Source organism: Muribaculum gordoncarteri, from assembly GCF_004803695.1.
Lineage (GTDB): Bacteria > Bacteroidota > Bacteroidia > Bacteroidales > Muribaculaceae > Muribaculum > Muribaculum gordoncarteri.
On record NZ_CP039393.1, the window covers coordinates 1,055,267 to 1,071,500 of the forward strand.

Here is a 16,234-nt window from a genome sequence, read left to right on the forward strand (position 1 = left end):
AATCTGCAAAAAGTTGATTAAAAGCACTAAAATGAAAAGATTAGCTTGTAAAGAGGGCTGTTTATGATGCTTTTGACAGGTTTGTGTATATTTTGTTACTAAATCGTAATGTTAATTAACTTATGTTGTCGTCTGTGTCGGTCGGAATCTCCGGCAGGTCGGGAATGGGGAATTTGTCTTTATCTTTGAATCCCATCTCTTTAAGGCGTCGTGCCGGGCCGAGTATGCTCATTCGGCCTTGAAGTTTCTTCATGGCGTATTCGTAAGCTTCATTTGCCTTGTCGATGCGTTCGCCCACGGCTTCAAGGGCCTTGCAGAATTCGCCCACGCGTTCCACCATGGTTGTCGCTTCCTCAAACACCTTTCGCTGGCTCTGTGCCTGTACCTCCTGGGTCCATGCCAGATGTATTATGCGCAGTGCGGCCGTGAGGTTCTGTTCGCCGGTTATGAACACTCCTTCGCGCAGGGCGTCGCGCCATAGCGACGGGTCGTTGTATAGTGCGAGCTGCAGTGCCGACTCGTTTGGTACAAACATTATTACATAGTCGAGTGATTGGCGGGGATGCACGATGTAACGCTTGTAGTCCTTCGCCACAAGCTCCTTAACATGGTTTCTTATGCTTATCGTGTGCCGTTTCAGGGCGGCGGCGCGCTCGTTGTCGTCCTCGGCGGCGTTATAGTCGATGAATGCCGACAGCGATGCCTTTGAGTCGATTATTGCATCTTTGCCGTCGGGGTAGTGCAGCACCACATCGGGAATCATGCGCTTGTCGGTGCGCTCGTTAAGTATGGGTTTGCCGTTTTTGTCGCGCAATGTCGACTGGACATCGTAGTGGATGCCCTTTTTCAGCCCTTGGCTTTCAAGCAACTCGCCGAGCACAATTTCGCCCCAGTTGCCTTGAGTCTTGTTCTCATGACGCAGTGCCCGTGCCAGCTTGTCGGCTTCGTCGCCTATCGAAGCGGTGCGTTTCATGATGTCCTCGATTGCTTGACGCAGCGAGGCCGTTGTGCGGGTGTGGGTGTCGCGTGACTGGTCCATGGCGGTTTTCATCTCCTTGATATTCTCCTTCAGCGGGGTGATTATGGAGTCCATCTGTCGGGCGTTGGATTCGTGCAGCTCTTTTGAGCGCAGGTTGAGCATCTCCTGTGTCGCGCTTTTGACCTGCTCCTGCATCAGGCGCAACTGTTCGTTATATTGTTTTGTGCGCGCCTCCTCGTCATGTGCTTTCTGTTGTCGCAGCATCTCTATCTCTTTTGAAAGGGCGCTCGATTTGGCGTTGAGTTCCGATGACAGTTGCGACAGGCGCCGGTTCTCGTCCTGCAGGTGACGCTCGCGTCGTGATGCCTCATCAAGTCGCGCTTCCATTGAGCGCAGTGATGAATTTAATGTGTCGATCTTGGACTTGCTTGTCAGCAGGGCTATTACAATGCCGGCTGCCAGTCCTGTGAAAATATATATAAGAGGATATAGCATGTTGTAGTGTTTTTGCAAATTTAGATAAAAATCATGGGATTTTCACGTTAGCATAGTAAGAATTTTAGAGCCGGCTCTTATTTGATTTTGCCGCATGTGAGTGTCTTGGAAGGGGACAACAACCGAATAAATGTTTGACTGAATGTGTTGGTGGCGAGTTGTCGGTTAAAAATCCAATATTTCAACTGTTGATAACTTTTTGTGCTGTAAAGTTTTCCAAAATATTTTGTAATATATTAATTTTTAAAGCTTTATAATTTTATGAAAGCCAAAAAGTTTTCCAAAATGAAATTTTTGTTGAAAATATTTGATATAAATATTGCACGATAAATAATATCTGTGTAGATTTGCAATGCGAAAGCACAAGGCGTTTTTCTCGTGTCGTCGAATGCTCGTATATAAATACCGATAATCCATTAAAAATACATCAAATGATACAAACCGTAGTTAAGCGTGACGGGCGCGTAGTCGGCTATAATGATGAAAAAATCAAGGCCGCAATCCGTAAAGCGATGCTTCAAACCGAAATGGGTGAAGATGAGGCTTTGATTCATAAGATCACTGACCGCATCAGTATGACCGGTAACGAGCGAATGACCGTGGAGGAGATTCAGGACAAGGTTGAGCTTGAACTGATGAAGAGCCCCCGCAAGGAGGTGGCCAAGCGATATATCGCTTATCGTGACCAACGAAACATTGCGCGTCGTGCCAAGACACGGGATATGTTTCTGGAGATTATCGAGGCAAAGAGCAACGACATAACTCGCGAGAACGCCAACATGAACACCGATTCGCCTGCAGGCATGATGATGAAGTTTGCAAGCGAAACCACCAAGCCTTTTGTCGACGACTATCTCTTGTCGCATGAAGCACGTGAGGCTGTGCGTAACGGATACCTTCACATCCATGACAAGGATTACTATCCCACCAAGAGTCTTACCTGTGTACAGCATCCTCTCGACAACATTCTGGAGCATGGCTTCACTGCCGGACATGGTGAATCGCGTCCGGCCAAGCGCATCGAAACTGCAAGTATCATTGGTTGTATTTCGCTTGAAACGGCACAAAACGAGATGCACGGCGGACAGGCCATTCCCGCCTTTGATTTCTATCTGGCTCCGTTTGTGCGCTCATCCTATGTCGAGGAGGTGAAGAATGTCGAGTCGCTCACCGGCGAGGACTATTCATCGCTTTATGAAGCTCCCATCGACGACTACCTCAAGCGTCCGCTTGACGGTCTTAAGGGCGAGGAGCGTGCCAAGCAGCATGCAATAAACAAAACTGTGGGCCGTGTGCATCAGGCAATGGAGGCGTTTATCCACAACATGAACACAATTCATTCGCGTGGCGGAAATCAGGTGGTGTTCAGCTCGATAAACTACGGTACCGACACATCGGCCGAAGGTCGCTGCATAATCCGTGAATTGCTCAACTCCACCTACGAGGGAGTGGGTAACGGTGCAACTGCGATTTTCCCCATACAGATATGGAAGAAGAAGCGCGGTGTAAGTTATCTGCCCGAGGATCGTAATTACGATCTCTACAAGCTTGCTTGTAAGGTTACCGCTCGTCGTTTCTTCCCCAATTTCGTGAATCTCGACGCCACTTTCAATCATCATGAAAAGTGGGATATAAACGATCCTCACCGTTACCGTTATGAAGTGGCCACGATGGGTTGTCGCACACGAGTTTTTGAAAATCGTTTCGGCGAGAAGACATCGATTGGTCGAGGTAACTTGAGTTTCTCCACAATTAATATAGTACGCATAGCCATTGAGTGCATGAACATCGTCGACAAAGAGGAGCGTATACATCGTTTCTTCTCAAAGCTCGATGAGGTTCTTGAAATCGCTGCTCGTCAGCTGTGTGACCGTTATGACTTCCAGAAGACGGCTCTTGCCAAGCAGTTCCCGTTGCTGATGTCACGCCTGTGGAACGGAAGTGAGAACCTGAAACCCAACGACACCATAGAGTCGGTTATCAATCAGGGTACCCTCGGCATCGGATTTATCGGTCTTGCCGAGTGTCTTGTCGCTCTTGTGGGCAAGCATCACGGTGAAAGCGAGGAGGCGCAGGCTCTTGGATTGCGCATTGTGTCGCACATGCGTAGCCGTGCCAATGAATTCTCTGAGAAGTATCAGCACAACTTCTCGGTTCTTGCCACTCCCGCCGAGGGTCTGTCGGGTAAGTTTACCAAGGTTGACCGCAAGAGTTTCGGCGTGTTGCCGGGCATAACCGACAAGATTTATTACACCAACTCCAACCATGTGCCTGTCTACTATCACTGTTCGCCGCGTCACAAAGCGAAGGTTGAGGCGCCGTATCATGAGTTGACTCGCGGAGGTCACATATTCTATGTGGAAATTGACGGTGACGCAACTCACAATCCCGAGGCGATAAGCGACATTGTCGACCTGATGGACAAGTATAACATCGGTTACGGATCGGTGAATCACAATCGCAACCGATGCATGGCATGCGGATATGAGGATGCGCAGGAGAACCTTGACGAATGTCCTAAATGCGGCAGTCATGACATTGACAAGCTGCAGCGCATAACCGGTTATCTCGTGGGAACGACCGACCGCTGGAACAATGCCAAACTGGCTGAACTTAACGATCGCATAGTACACAAATAGACTGCAATGTCACTACGTGTAATAGATATAGTGGGCGGAACTTCGGTCGACGGACCGGGGCTCCGCACCTCTGTTTATTTTGCCGGCTGCAATCACCACTGCCCGGGCTGTCACAATCCGCAGTCTTGGGATTTTGAAGGGGGTGAGGCTATGTCGGTTATCCGTATCAAGGAGATTATTGATGATTGTGACTTTAATGTAACATTCTCGGGAGGTGACCCGTTGATGCAGCCTATTAACGAGATGGTCGAGTTGGCACGCCTGCTGAAGGCCGACGGCCGCACTATATGGTGCTACACGGGTTACAGTTATGAATATGTAGCCTCTCGTTCCGAGTATAAGGAGTTGCTCGCATGCATCGATGTTCTTGTCGACGGCCCATTCGTCGAGTCGCTGCGTGACATCTCACTCCGTTTCCGGGGCTCATCCAATCAGCGTCTTGTCGATGTCGCTCGTTCCACACCCGATTGCGTGGTGGAGTGGAAGGGCTGAATCAGTATTGCAGGTAGATGAACGGCACTATGTCGCTTTGTCGTACCTGGATTATAAGCAACAGCACCAACGCAAGCACTACGGCCTGCACAAGTCCGCTCTGTGCGTGATATTTCTCTTCAAGCTGCTCGCTCCACTTTTTCGGTGAGAAGTGCATGAAGTATCCGAGTGCCATTGCAAGCACTATCAGTATGTAACCTTCGAGAAATTGCGGCGCTACCGACAGGTGGATGTTATAGACGATCTGATGCACCATGTCGCCGACCTGTTCAAGGGAACGGGCTCTGAAAAACATCATACCCACGGCTATGAGGTTGAATGTTATGAACACATTGGTGGCGACTCTCCACCATTTGCGACGATTCTCCTCCTTTACGCGGGGCGTGACGCTGCGTATCATCTTATGCGCCACGAGCAATCCGCCGTTCCAGGCACCCCATATAACGTACATCCACGATGCACCATGCCACAAGCCGCCTATCAGCATCGTGTTGAACACATTCATGTGAGCACGCGCCTTGGAGCATCGGTTGCCTCCCATAGGAATGTAGAGGTAGTCGCGCAGCCATGATGAGAGCGATATGTGCCATCGGCGCCAATACTCCGTGGGACTTTGTGACTTGAACGGCGCATCGAAGTTCATCTTTAGCTTGTAACCGAGCAGAAGCGCGATTCCTATCGCCATGTCGGAGTAACCCGAGAAGTCGCAATAGAGCTGTATCGTGAAGCCGTAGATACCCATCAGGTTTTCAAAGCCCGAGTACATTGACGGATTGTCAAATACTCGGTCGACGAAGTTGCCGCTTATATAGTCGGCTACGATCACTTTCTTTATCAAGCCCGCCATTATCATGAAGAGTCCGGCACTTACCATGCGTCGTGTAGCTACGGGGCTCTCTTCTATCTGATCCATCATGTCACGTGCTCTTACAACAGGGCCGGCAAGTATTGGCGGAAAGAAGGTGAGAAAAAACACGTAGTTCAGGAAATTGGTGGCCGGCTTCATGTCGCCGCGATATATGTCGACGATGTAGCTGATGGAGCGGAATGTGAAAAACGATATTCCGGCAGGAAGTATAATGTCGAGTGCATCGAAGTCACGGCTTGAAAAATTGGCTATGGTGCTGTAGAGCAGATTGAAATACTTGAAGTAGACAAGCATTCCTACATTGATTACGACATTAAGCGTCACTATGCCTGTACGCACCGATTTGCGATGTGAGTTTCCGAGTATGAGTCCGAGTACATAGTCGCTTATACACACGCCAAGCAGTATGAAGCAGCACTCGGCGCTTGACTTGTAGTAGAAGTAGAGTGAGAAGAGGATTACGAATATCTTCTTGAGAGTAGGGGAGAAACGCAGTAACCTATACAGCAGAAGGAATGCCGTGAACAGCAACAGAAACAAGCCGGTGTTGAACAGGAGCGGATTGTTGCTGTCGTATCGGAGTACCGATTCTATGCGGTCGAAGTCAAACCACTGCGCAAACTTGTCCAGACATTTGCCAAGGAACTCCCTTACATCGTCAAGGTCAGGCAGTACGAATTTGAAGTCGCTGAAGAAATCATTCATAGCTTTGCATTGTTGATTATGGCGTCGTTTATTGCCTCATACAGCAACTGTCCCTGAAGCCTGTAGCCTTCGCGGGTATTGTGGATGCGGTCGCCGCCCATCAGTTTGTCCTTTACCCATTTGGTTGATGCGCCCTGACCCCCGGCTATGTCATACCAGTCGTAAACCGATATGTTATGCTTGCGGCCGTATTCGAGTATGGCATTCCTTATCGGGAGTATGTTGGCGTTGACGCTGTAGTTGCGTGAGCGTCGACGACCCTTCTTGGTGCGTATGATTCGGCTCCGCTGGCACTCCATGGGCGTTACGAGCAGAATTGTTGCATCTTTGTTGTGTCGTCGTATGTCGTTAACCAGCAGGTCTATGTTGTCGGTTATGTTGCTTATCGACAATTTACCGAACGCTTCATTGGCTCCGAGGCTTATTATTACGAGATCGGGATTAAGTCGTGCCACATCGGCACCCATTCCGTCGACTGCGTTATATGTGCTGTAAGTGGCCCCGTTGTTGCCTATGGTGTGGTAGTAGACTCCTTCGCTTTTGGTGTTGGCGAGAACGATGCCGAATATCGACAGATAATCCTCTTTGGTCATCTCCACCGTTATTTCGGTTACCTCACGGGGTATGTTTATTGTGGCGCTTCCGTCGCCGTATTCTATGTCACACTCTATGGGTTGTCCGGCAACCGAAGCGCGGCTTATCTCAAGCTTGCCCGAGTGTAGTATCTTGACATTGTTAAACGGTTTTTCGGGCTCGTTCTTTGTGAGCGTGGCTATGGTGAGGTCACACTTTTTGCTCTTTGGCGTTATCGAAACTCCAGTGAATCCCATAGGTGACGCCCAGGGCTTTTTAAGCAGCTTTGAGGACAGCCAGCGTGACTGTGATGTTATGGCATAGTCGCGAGGCTCGTTGGTGCCTGCCATTTTGAGAGGCGTGATGAGGCCTCGGCCGGGGTTGCCGTACAGCTGTTGGAGCATGTCACGCGCATGACCGGTCGCAAAGTCGGCCTGAATGTGTGAGTCACCTATGTGTACGATGCTTACGGTAGTGTCGGGGGCTACGGTTCTGCGGCTGAATCGGCTCCAGTCGGCACCGTTTGTGATTATGTGATTTTTATTGCGGTTGATGTATGCCGGTATCTCTATGTCACAGTCGATGGAGTCGGCTTGCGTTATCTCGGGATTTTCACGTATGTTTTTGTCATCATTGTCTTCATACTGCGACATGGCGAGTCGCGGCACGCTTAGCATTATGAATGTCAGTAGTATAGGGTATAGCTTATTTATTGATGGCATTGTTCAGCGATTTTATGAATTCTTCGGCAAGTTTGCGTCCGCCGATATGGGTTAGGTGGATGTAGTCTTTATTGGCTCTCGGAGGATTGGCGTTGGCCCATGTCACGATTGCATTTTCACCGCCCATAGCCTCGCGGGTGTCCCAGAACACGCATCCCAAGTGTCGTGCTACATCACGTTGGGCGGCAATCATGTTGTAGGTCGTGGGCATCGTTATTATGTCGGTGCCTCGTTTTGAACCTCTGTCACCCACGCCCATTATGATTATGTCGGCATTGGGATAGCACTCCTTTATGTGTCCTATTGACTTGATCATCAGTTTGGAGTAGGCCGAGTAGTCGGTCTGGGCTTCCGACATGGCGTTGATTCCGTATTCGATTACAATCAGGTCGTAGTCGATGTAACGGCGCATCGATTGTGACAGGCTGCTGCTTACTCGCGACAAGGTGACGCCTGAGAATCCTCGCGACGACATGCAGTCAACCGAGATGCCGGTGTTGCCGTCGAGCCACACTCCTATTCCGGCAAGTGACATGTTGCCGGTTGATACCGAAAAAGATTTCATGGGGCCGGTGACTTCGATGCACTGTGCTTCGGATGACGCCGATGAGCTGTGGGTGGCCCATTCGCCGTTGTCCTGGCGGGTGTTTATGGTTGCTGCATCGGGCGATAGGTATATAAAGCGCGATTTTTCCCAACTGTCGGTGTGCTTCAGTCGCTTGGCACCCTTATAGGTTGCGGTAGCTTTTTCGCTTACCGGCATTGAGTACTGTTGGGTTATAGATATGTAGGCTTTGTTGTGTCCCTTCATGCTCACGTTGTACACTTCCCATCCGCTGCCGCTTTGCGTTATCGAGCGTCGGAATCCGGGAAATTCCGAGTACATGTTGACATATCCCACTCCGCATCCGCCGTATTGGTCCTGCAGCTTTTCGCGCACATCCTGTGTGAATATGTCACCTTCGATGTATGAGTCGCCGAGGAACGCTATGCGCACAACCCGGTTGCCGGCTTGCGCAAGTGCGCTTTTAAAGCGTTTCAGTCCGTTGCCGTCGGGCGAATAGTCCTCCATTACAATTATCTCCCCGTCGTGAGGATCAATCGGCACAGGCGGCTCGACAACTTCCGATGTCACAGGTGATTCTTCGGGTTGGGCGTTCTCCGATTTCGGCTGTTTGGGCTCTGACTGCCGGGGGATACTGTCGCTCTCTTCAACAGCTGGCTCCTCGGCCTTAGCGGGTTGCTCAACTTCAATCTCCTCCATTGCGGCTATCAGCTCCGGGTCGATTTGCTGTTTGTCGACTTTCTCGGCATCAGGATCCGATTTTTCGGTTATGTGCATTATGTCGCCTGCGAGATTGAAGTCGCGCAGCAATCCACGGCTTATTTTGTTAAGCGGGAGCAGCGACACAGCGGCGACGATGGCCACGGCGGTGAATAGTATTAAAAACGGACTTCCTTTGCTGTTTTTGCTCATGACAGTGACTGATTGATTGCGTTGAGCAGCACTTGGGATTTTGCCGAGGTTTCATCCCATTCGGTTGCCGATTCCGATTTGGCAGTTATGCCTCCGCCGGCATATATGCAATAGCGTGACTCATCGAAGTGTACACATCGCAGGTTGACGAAGATGTGAGTGCCCCGACTGTCGGTCATTCCCACATAGCCTCCGTAGCATCGGCGTGGATGTCGCTCGTTGAGCGTTATGTCATTCAATGCCTTGTCAAGCGGAGTGCCGGCCAAGGCAGGGGTGGGGCTGAGTGTATCGGCCACAATAAATGGATTTCCCGCATATCGGGCCGTAATGCGGTGACAAAGATGCTCGATGGCTCCGTAACCAACATTCTCGGCGCAACCGACTGTCGCGTTTATGCCGAGTGACGACAGTTTGTCGACGATGTATCGTGTCACATAGTCGTGCTCTTCGCGGTTTTTGTCATCCCATGCGGCATTCGATGACTTCATGCGGGTTCCGGCAAGCGACATGGTGCTGAGATTACCTGCGTTGTCACATTCGAGCAGCAGTTCGGGTGAGGCTCCGATCCATGCGCCTGTCGCTGCAGTGTAATAGAGGTAACGGAATGTCGACGGAAAGCAGGTGAAATATTTCTCGGCTACTGAAAGCCAGTCGATATCGTATGCGTCGCCGCATATCACGCGTGATATTACCGTCTTGCCTCCGCGAAGCTTTAGTCCGTTGACAACCGTGTTTAACGCGTTGTCATATTCGTCACGCGGTGTGCTGCGGTCGACCGGCTTTACGACTACACCGTCACGCTGAGCAATGGTGTCGGCGTTTTCTATTATCTGCTCGGCAGTGTATTGAGGAGCTATCACGATGCGTCGTCCACTTGTGTTGAATTCCGAAATGAAGAATCCACGGTCGACATCGCTGTTGCACTGCGTCGACTCATCCCCTGCCAGGAATATGGCGTGATCGCTTCCCGGCATCATGTACACTGCAAACGGCAGTCGCTTTTCAATGCATAGAGATGCCGCTCTTGAAATAGAAGTTGACAACAACATTTTTATTGTAAGGATGGTTGTGCAATCAGCTCGTAGGGCAGTGCATCGATAATGTCGACATCGTAGAAGTGTCCTTTTTCGAGCTTCTTGGTCTTCTTGACAAGGACTTCAGGGTCCACTTCGGGTGAATCCCATTGGGTGCGACCCACATAGTAGTCATCCTCTTCCTTGTCGATGATTACACGCAATCTTTTTCCTATTTTTGATTGGTTGCTTTCAAGGGCAATCTCTTCCTGAATCGCCATAAGCTCATTCAAGCGTGATTGCTTGACCTCTTCAGGTATTGAATCCTCGAAATTCTTGGCACCGAATGTGTCCTCCTCCTCGCAATAGGCAAAGGCACCCATGCGCTCAAATCGTTGTTGGCGCACAAATTCCTTAAGCTGACTGAACTCTTCCTCGCCTTCGCCGGGGAAACCTACCATCAGTGTTGTGCGTATGTGTATGCCGGGCACCTTTCGGCGTATCTCGTCGAGCAGGGCTTTCGTTTCGTCGCCGGTTATGTGACGGCGCATGTTTTTTAGAACCTTGTCAGATATGTGCTGAAGTGCTATGTCGAGGTATTTGCACACATTGTCGTGACGGGCCATGACATCGAGTATCTCCATGGGGAACTGAGCGGGGTAGGCGTAGTGTAGCCTTATCCACTCCACACCCTCTATCGAGGCCATGCGGTCGATGAGCTGCGGAAGCCGCATCTCGTTATACAGGTCAAGACCGTAGCTCGACAAGTCCTGAGCTATTATGTTGAATTCATGGACACCGCGCTTTACAAGTGCCGACACTTCATCGAGTATTTCCTCGATGGGGCGTGACTTGAATCGCCCTGTGATGAGCGGAATCGCACAGAATGAACAGAAGCGGTTGCATCCCTCGGCTATCTTCACGTAGGCGAAGTGGGAAGGGGTGGTTATGACGCGGTCGTAGGATGATGTTGCCGGGAACTTGTTAGTGAGAGTATTAACCAGTTCGGGCCAGTTGAACTTACCGTACCAACCGTCAACTTCGGGTATTTCAGCTACAAGCTCATTGTGATAACGTTGCGACAGGCATCCCATCACATAGAGTGACTTGATGCGTCCCTCTTTCTTGGCCTCGACTTGCTCGAGGATAGTGTTGACCGATTCTTCCTTGGCATCGCCTATGAATCCGCAAGTATTCACGACAACAATGTCGCCTCCGGGATTTTCAGGCTCGTGCCTTGCTTCAAATCCGGCACGGTCAAACATGCTCATGAGCCGTTCACTGTCGACCAGGTTCTTTGAACAGCCAAGTGTTATGACATCGACTTTCTTGCGAGCCATCTATATTAATTGTTGCCGAATAATGATTGTACAAATTCTTTCTTGTGGAACACCTGCAGGTCGTCGATGCCTTCGCCGAGTCCGATGTATTTTACCGGAATGCGGAACTGGTCGCTTATGCCGATGACTACGCCGCCCTTGGCTGTGCCGTCGAGCTTGGTTATGGCAAGCTCATTGACTTTGGTTGCAGCCACAAACTGCTTGGCCTGCTCAAATGCATTCTGTCCCGTAGAGCCGTCGAGCACGAGCAGCACTTCATGGGGCGCGTCGGGAACGACTTTCTGCATCACGTTCTTGATTTTTGTGAGCTCGTCCATGAGGCCCTTCTTGTTGTGAAGGCGTCCGGCGGTGTCGATTATCACAACATCGATGTCGTTGGCCTTGGCCGATTGCAGAGTGTCGAATGCCACCGATGCGGGGTCGGCTCCGAGTTTCTGTTTTACGACAGGTACACCGGCGCGTTCGCCCCAGATGTCGAGCTGCTCCACTGCGGCTGCACGGAATGTGTCGGCGGCGCCGAGCATCACCTTGTTGCCGGCTTTCTTGAATTGATAGGCAAGCTTGCCTATAGTGGTTGTTTTGCCTACGCCGTTGACGCCCACTACCATGATTACGTGGGGCTTGTGGCCCTGCGGAACCGTAAAGTCCTCAAGAGTGGAGTCGTTGTTGTTTTCGGCGAGAAGTTCGGTGATTTCCTCACACAGCAGATTGTTCAATTCCGATGAATTGACATATTTGTCACGTGAAACGCGATGTTCTATGCGGTCTATGATTTTGAGCGTGGTTTCGACTCCGACATCCGAAGTGATGAATACCTCTTCGAGGTTGTCAAGTATTTCATCGTCAATCTTTGACTTGCCGGCAATTGCGCGTGCGATTTTCGAGAATACGCCTTGCTTTGTGCGTTCAAGCCCTTTGTCAAGAGTCTCCTTTTTTTCCTTAGAAAAGAAACTGAATATACCCATTGGTGTAAAATAGAGATTAATAGACTGCAAAATTACAAAAAAACATTTACATTCAACGCATTCAATGGCTGTTAAAACGGTTTTATGAAATGAAAAGTCCGCCATGCCTGTACGGTTGCAGGCATGGCGGACCCATTTATCGGGAAGTATTAAACTTTAGTCTACTTGGATTACGAGATAGTTGGAAAGACTCCAGAATTTTTCAGGATTGGTGACCTTGATTGTCTTCAAGCCGTCATAGTCCTCGATTGTATATGAGTCGGCCGGCATGTTGGTCAGAATCTTTGCTTTCTTGGAGTGAGTGGGGATTGTGGTGAGAGTGCGCTTGTCGCTCTGAGTGAAGTAGCTCTGCTGGAAGTCGGCCTGGAGCAACTTGGTCTTGCGCAGGAATCCGGTTTCGATAATGCGGGCATCCTTCAATTCGCCCTTGGTACCTATTGCATAGTAGCAAGAGTTAAGCTCGTTGGTGAGGTTTACGCTCTCTTCCTGAGCTTTTTCCTTCTCCTCGGTTACAGTGGCAACAGTGGTGCTCAATGAATCCACCTTTGTGCCAAGGTCGGCAATCTGTATCTTTGCGGCTGCAAGGTCGTTGCGCAGTGTCGAGATTGTCGTTTCCTGACTGGCTATTTCAGCCTTAAGATTGTCGACGGTCTTCTTCAGGGTGCTGCTGTAGCCCTGTGATGATTTCAATTTCTGCTCAAGGTCGTCAAGGCGTTCGCGACGCTCCTTGAGAGCCTGCTGTATGGCGACGATGTCGTTGCGTATCTGATCTTTACGCGATTGTGATTCGGCACCTACATTGGTAGTTGTGAGAATCTTCTCAAGATCTTTGATCTGGTTCATGCCATCGGTAATGTCGTTCAAAAGGGAGAACAGACTGTCCTGGTTGGCGAGAGCAACATGTAATGAATCGTCAAGCTGGGCGTTTTGGGCCTGAGCCTCTTTCAGTTTCCCTCCATCGCAAGCTGTGAGGCACACAAGACCTGCGGCAATAATTGAAACTATTTTCTTCATAATCGTATAAAATGATGTTTATATAAGTTTTTTATGTCAGGCATCGTTTAAGTCATCGTTATCGCGATACTTATTGCGATGGGGTTGACGAGCGTTTTTTTCCCTCTTTCCGCTCAACACAATAACGATTTCACCGCGCGGAATGTTCATCGTGAAGTGCTCGATGAGCTGTTGTAATGTTCCGGTAACGGTGGTGTCATGAATTTTGGATATCTCGCGTGACACTGAAGCCTCGCGGTCGTTGCCGCAGGCTTGGGCAAGTTGTTGCAGGGTCTTCACGAGGCGCAACGGTGACTCATAGAATATTATAGTGCGAGTTTCTTCGGCAATCTCGGCTATGCGCGTAGCGCGTCCTTTCTTTTGTGGCAGGAATCCCTCAAATACGAATCGGTCACATGGAAGCCCTGAATTTACGAGTGCCGGAATAAGTGCAGTGGGGCCGGGCAAAGTTTCGACTTCGATGTCGTTGCGACGACATTCGCGCACGAGCATGAATCCGGGATCTGATATGCCCGGAGTGCCCGCATCGCTTATGAGGGCTATGTTCTCGCCCCCTTTCAGACGGTTTACAACAGGTTCGACCGATGTGTGCTCGTTGAACTTGTGGTGGCTTGCCGTAGGGGTGGTTATGTCGAAGTGCTTGAGCAGGACGCCGCTTGTGCGGGTGTCCTCACACAGTACAAGGTCGCACGATTTCAAGGTGGCGATTGCTCGCGGAGTCATGTCGCCAAGATTGCCCACCGGAGTGGGCACGATGTAAAGTTTACCGCTCATCGGCCTGAAAAATGTTTTGCTATTATATCCATGAAATCCTGGACTTCGGGGTTGGAAGCGTCCCATTCAAGGTCGTTGTAGAAGTAGTCGTTGGCTTCCGAGAGCGATGACATAGCTTCGACGAGATTGAGCGTATCGGTCATCTCGGTAGCACTGTTGCCAAAGAGCTCGCGACGGAATCGGAACATGTCATTCAACGAGAATGCCTTGCGCAGATTACGCGAATTTTCACGTGCAAGCTTTTCGTCAAGGCGTATAGGCTCTTCGTTATCGGTGTCGGTCGTGTCGTACTGAGGCATCGCTATTTCCTCATCTTCGGGCTCTTCCTGCTCCTCTTCGGGTTCGGGCTCTTCCTTGAGTTCCGGTTCCTCTTCTTCTTCGGGTTCAGGCTCTACAGTTTCAATCTCGACTGTAGTTTCCGGCATCGGCTCAGCAATCGGTTCAGGCTCCGTTGACGGTTCCTGTTCAATATCACTACATGGAGCCTCGGGCTCGGCATTGCAATGTTCAGGCAACTCTTCGGTCGATTCGCCGATTATTGTAAGTTGTGGTTGACAGCTCTCAGCGGTATCTTCTTCAAGTTCTTCTTCCTGATTTTCGGGCTCTTCTATTTCAGGCTGTTCATCGGCTGTGACATCAGTTTCGTCACAACAGCTGATGACCGCATTGTCGGGCGTGTCATCAGTGTCAACATCGTCATCCTCGACAGCGGGCGATATGCCTTCGTTGAGTGACTTGATTTTATCGGAAATCAGCGACCACACCTCCTTGGGCGTGTCGTCGCCTCGATGCATAGCCAAATACAGAAGCCCTTCCAGCTCGTAGTTGATGGTAATCAGTTCTTCGATGTTGACATTCATAAGTCGATATTATAATTTTAACATATCACAAAGTTACTCAATCAAAATAATAGTGCAACCAAATTCATAAAAAAAGTTATTGCACATTGTAGGTTTTTATGCGGGGTGCACGTGATGCAGGTGCCTGGTCAGGCATTGGCGACAAGATATGCAACGTAGGCCACATAGCATGTCGCGAGTATGATTCCTTCGGCACGGGTGATTGTGCGTTGCTTGAAAAACCATCCGAATATCCAGAACAACATGCAGGCTCCGGTGAGGACGAGTAGGTCGAGGTTGCCTATTCCTCCAAACGGGAGGGGACGAATTGTTGCGCTGCATCCAAGTACAAGGAATATGTTGAAGATGTTGCTCCCTATCACATTGCCGAGAGCTATGCTCGGCTTGCCTTTTACAGCGGCAGTTATCGATGTGGCGAGTTCGGGTAGTGATGTGCCGGCGGCTACTATCGTCAAGCCTATTATGGCATCGCTCACGCCGAGTCCCGATGCGATTCCCGATGCTCCGTTGACAAACCGGTCACCGCCAATAATCAGTCCGGCCAGTCCTATTGCTACCCACAATATCGATTTCCATAACGGCATATCCTTAGTCTTGGATCTTTCTATCTCTTGTGATTCAGCCGGTGTGGCTGACTTTGCGGATGAGAATGTGTGTCGCAGGAATATGGTGAAAAACAGCAGCAGAACTATTCCGTCGACACGGCTTAAGATGCGACTGGACGCGCCGTCAAGAAGCGGAGCGTTGCCCATTGCCAGAAGTGCTAAAGCCGACAGAAGCACGAGCGGAATGTCCTTGGTCATTATGCTTCGCTCAATCTTTATCGGGGCGAATATCGCCGTTATGCCTATTATGGCAAGGACATTGAAGATGTTGCTTCCGACAACGTTGCCTATAGCCAGCTCGGCACTGCCGTTAATGGCCGATACGATGCTGATGACAAGTTCGGGCGCCGATGTGCCGAAGGCAACTACGGTCAATCCTATGACAAGCTCTGATACGCCCCACCGCTTTGCGATGCTTGAAGCTCCGTCGGTCAACATATTGGCTCCAATCAATATGAACGCCAACCCTGCAATCAGGAATACAATGTTAAGTATCATCTTTAGTTGTTAAATGAAAAGTCCTGCCAATTTAACAAATCGACATCGCAATTTTGCAACAGCGTAGTGCAATTTAATAAATTTTCACAGATTGGCGGGTTGATTAGAGCAGTTAAGGCGGACAATGGGTGACATTTTATGGGGCAAATTATTTGCGGTGTCGGCTTCTTTCTGCCACTGATTAAATTGTCAATTTAATGTCATGTATAGATTCG

General features: G+C 49.9%; 13 protein-coding genes. 2 read left to right on the forward strand and 11 right to left on the reverse strand.

Annotated features, from left to right (window positions below; all coding sequences use genetic code 11):
• Nucleotides 1-115 precede the first annotated feature (115 nt).
• Complete coding sequence (rmuC, locus tag E7746_RS04605; RefSeq protein WP_136409998.1) at nt 116-1,474, reverse strand: DNA recombination protein RmuC; 1,359 nt, start codon at nt 1,472-1,474, stop codon at nt 116-118.
• A 431-nt stretch (nt 1,475-1,905) separates the two neighbouring features.
• On the opposite strand from rmuC, the gene E7746_RS04610 reads away from it, so the two are divergent.
• The gene (locus tag E7746_RS04610; protein WP_136409999.1) at nt 1,906-4,113 is read left to right on the forward strand and encodes an anaerobic ribonucleoside triphosphate reductase; all 2,208 of its coding nucleotides are present in this window, start codon (nt 1,906-1,908) and stop codon (nt 4,111-4,113) included.
• A gap of 6 nt (nt 4,114-4,119) precedes the next feature.
• Nucleotides 4,120-4,605, forward strand: a complete 486-nt coding sequence (gene nrdG, locus E7746_RS04615) for an anaerobic ribonucleoside-triphosphate reductase activating protein (RefSeq protein ID WP_123395828.1) — start codon at nt 4,120-4,122, stop codon at nt 4,603-4,605.
• Nucleotide 4,606: 1 nt separating this feature from the next.
• Here nrdG and E7746_RS04620 read toward each other — a convergent pair whose 3' ends face one another.
• From E7746_RS04620 to E7746_RS04665, 10 genes are all read right to left on the reverse strand, one after another.
• Nucleotides 4,607-6,178: an MBOAT family O-acyltransferase gene (locus E7746_RS04620; RefSeq protein ID WP_136410000.1), complete on the reverse strand. Its 1,572-nt coding sequence runs from the start codon at nt 6,176-6,178 to the stop codon at nt 4,607-4,609.
• On the reverse strand, nt 6,175-7,473 hold the full coding sequence (locus E7746_RS04625) for a GDSL-type esterase/lipase family protein (RefSeq protein ID WP_136410001.1): 1,299 nt from the start codon (nt 7,471-7,473) through the stop codon (nt 6,175-6,177). Before E7746_RS04625 ends, E7746_RS04620 begins: the two co-directional genes overlap by 4 nt.
• Nucleotides 7,457-8,950, reverse strand: a complete 1,494-nt coding sequence (locus E7746_RS04630) for an SGNH/GDSL hydrolase family protein (RefSeq protein ID WP_136410002.1) — start codon at nt 8,948-8,950, stop codon at nt 7,457-7,459. Before E7746_RS04630 ends, E7746_RS04625 begins: the two co-directional genes overlap by 17 nt.
• Complete coding sequence (locus tag E7746_RS04635) at nt 8,947-9,999, reverse strand: chorismate-binding protein (protein ID WP_136410003.1); 1,053 nt, start codon at nt 9,997-9,999, stop codon at nt 8,947-8,949. The genes E7746_RS04630 and E7746_RS04635 overlap by 4 nt, the downstream gene beginning before the upstream one ends.
• A gap of 2 nt (nt 10,000-10,001) precedes the next feature.
• Complete coding sequence (gene rimO / locus E7746_RS04640) at nt 10,002-11,303, reverse strand: 30S ribosomal protein S12 methylthiotransferase RimO (RefSeq protein WP_136410004.1); 1,302 nt, start codon at nt 11,301-11,303, stop codon at nt 10,002-10,004.
• Between the two features lie 5 nt (nt 11,304-11,308).
• Nucleotides 11,309-12,268 carry a signal recognition particle-docking protein FtsY gene (gene ftsY, locus E7746_RS04645; RefSeq protein WP_136410005.1) on the reverse strand — a complete coding sequence of 320 codons (960 nt, stop codon included), beginning with the start codon at nt 12,266-12,268 and terminating at the stop codon, nt 11,309-11,311.
• Nucleotides 12,269-12,424: 156 nt separating this feature from the next.
• Entirely contained in the window at nt 12,425-13,282 is an 858-nt protein-coding gene (locus E7746_RS04650; RefSeq protein WP_123395821.1) for a Cbp1 family collagen-binding glycoprotein adhesin, read from the reverse strand.
• Nucleotides 13,283-13,318: 36 nt separating this feature from the next.
• On the reverse strand, nt 13,319-14,056 hold the full coding sequence (rsmI, locus tag E7746_RS04655; RefSeq protein WP_136410006.1) for a 16S rRNA (cytidine(1402)-2'-O)-methyltransferase: 738 nt from the start codon (nt 14,054-14,056) through the stop codon (nt 13,319-13,321).
• Entirely contained in the window at nt 14,053-14,916 is an 864-nt protein-coding gene (locus E7746_RS15070) for a hypothetical protein (RefSeq protein ID WP_168184298.1), read from the reverse strand. The genes rsmI and E7746_RS15070 overlap by 4 nt, the downstream gene beginning before the upstream one ends.
• Nucleotides 14,917-15,044: 128 nt before the next feature.
• Entirely contained in the window at nt 15,045-16,019 is a 975-nt protein-coding gene (locus E7746_RS04665) for a calcium/sodium antiporter (protein WP_136410007.1), read from the reverse strand.
• Between the last annotated feature and the right edge of the window lie 215 nt (nt 16,020-16,234).

Coding starts and splice junctions, on each gene's coding strand:
- rmuC (WP_136409998.1), bottom strand. CDS start 1,474: ATGCTATATCCTCTTATATATATTTTCACAGGACTGGCAGCCGGCATT.
- nrdG (WP_123395828.1), top strand. CDS start 4,120: ATGTCACTACGTGTAATAGATATAGTGGGCGGAACTTCGGTCGACGGA.
- ftsY (WP_136410005.1), bottom strand. CDS start 12,268: ATGGGTATATTCAGTTTCTTTTCTAAGGAAAAAAAGGAGACTCTTGAC.
- E7746_RS04610 (WP_136409999.1), top strand. CDS start 1,906: ATGATACAAACCGTAGTTAAGCGTGACGGGCGCGTAGTCGGCTATAAT.
- rimO (WP_136410004.1), bottom strand. CDS start 11,303: ATGGCTCGCAAGAAAGTCGATGTCATAACACTTGGCTGTTCAAAGAAC.
- rsmI (WP_136410006.1), bottom strand. CDS start 14,056: ATGAGCGGTAAACTTTACATCGTGCCCACTCCGGTGGGCAATCTTGGC.
- E7746_RS15070 (WP_168184298.1), bottom strand. CDS start 14,916: ATGAATGTCAACATCGAAGAACTGATTACCATCAACTACGAGCTGGAA.
- E7746_RS04620 (WP_136410000.1), bottom strand. CDS start 6,178: ATGAATGATTTCTTCAGCGACTTCAAATTCGTACTGCCTGACCTTGAC.
- E7746_RS04630 (WP_136410002.1), bottom strand. CDS start 8,950: ATGAGCAAAAACAGCAAAGGAAGTCCGTTTTTAATACTATTCACCGCC.
- E7746_RS04635 (WP_136410003.1), bottom strand. CDS start 9,999: ATGTTGTTGTCAACTTCTATTTCAAGAGCGGCATCTCTATGCATTGAA.
- E7746_RS04665 (WP_136410007.1), bottom strand. CDS start 16,019: ATGATACTTAACATTGTATTCCTGATTGCAGGGTTGGCGTTCATATTG.
- E7746_RS04625 (WP_136410001.1), bottom strand. CDS start 7,473: ATGCCATCAATAAATAAGCTATACCCTATACTACTGACATTCATAATG.
- E7746_RS04650 (WP_123395821.1), bottom strand. CDS start 13,282: ATGAAGAAAATAGTTTCAATTATTGCCGCAGGTCTTGTGTGCCTCACA.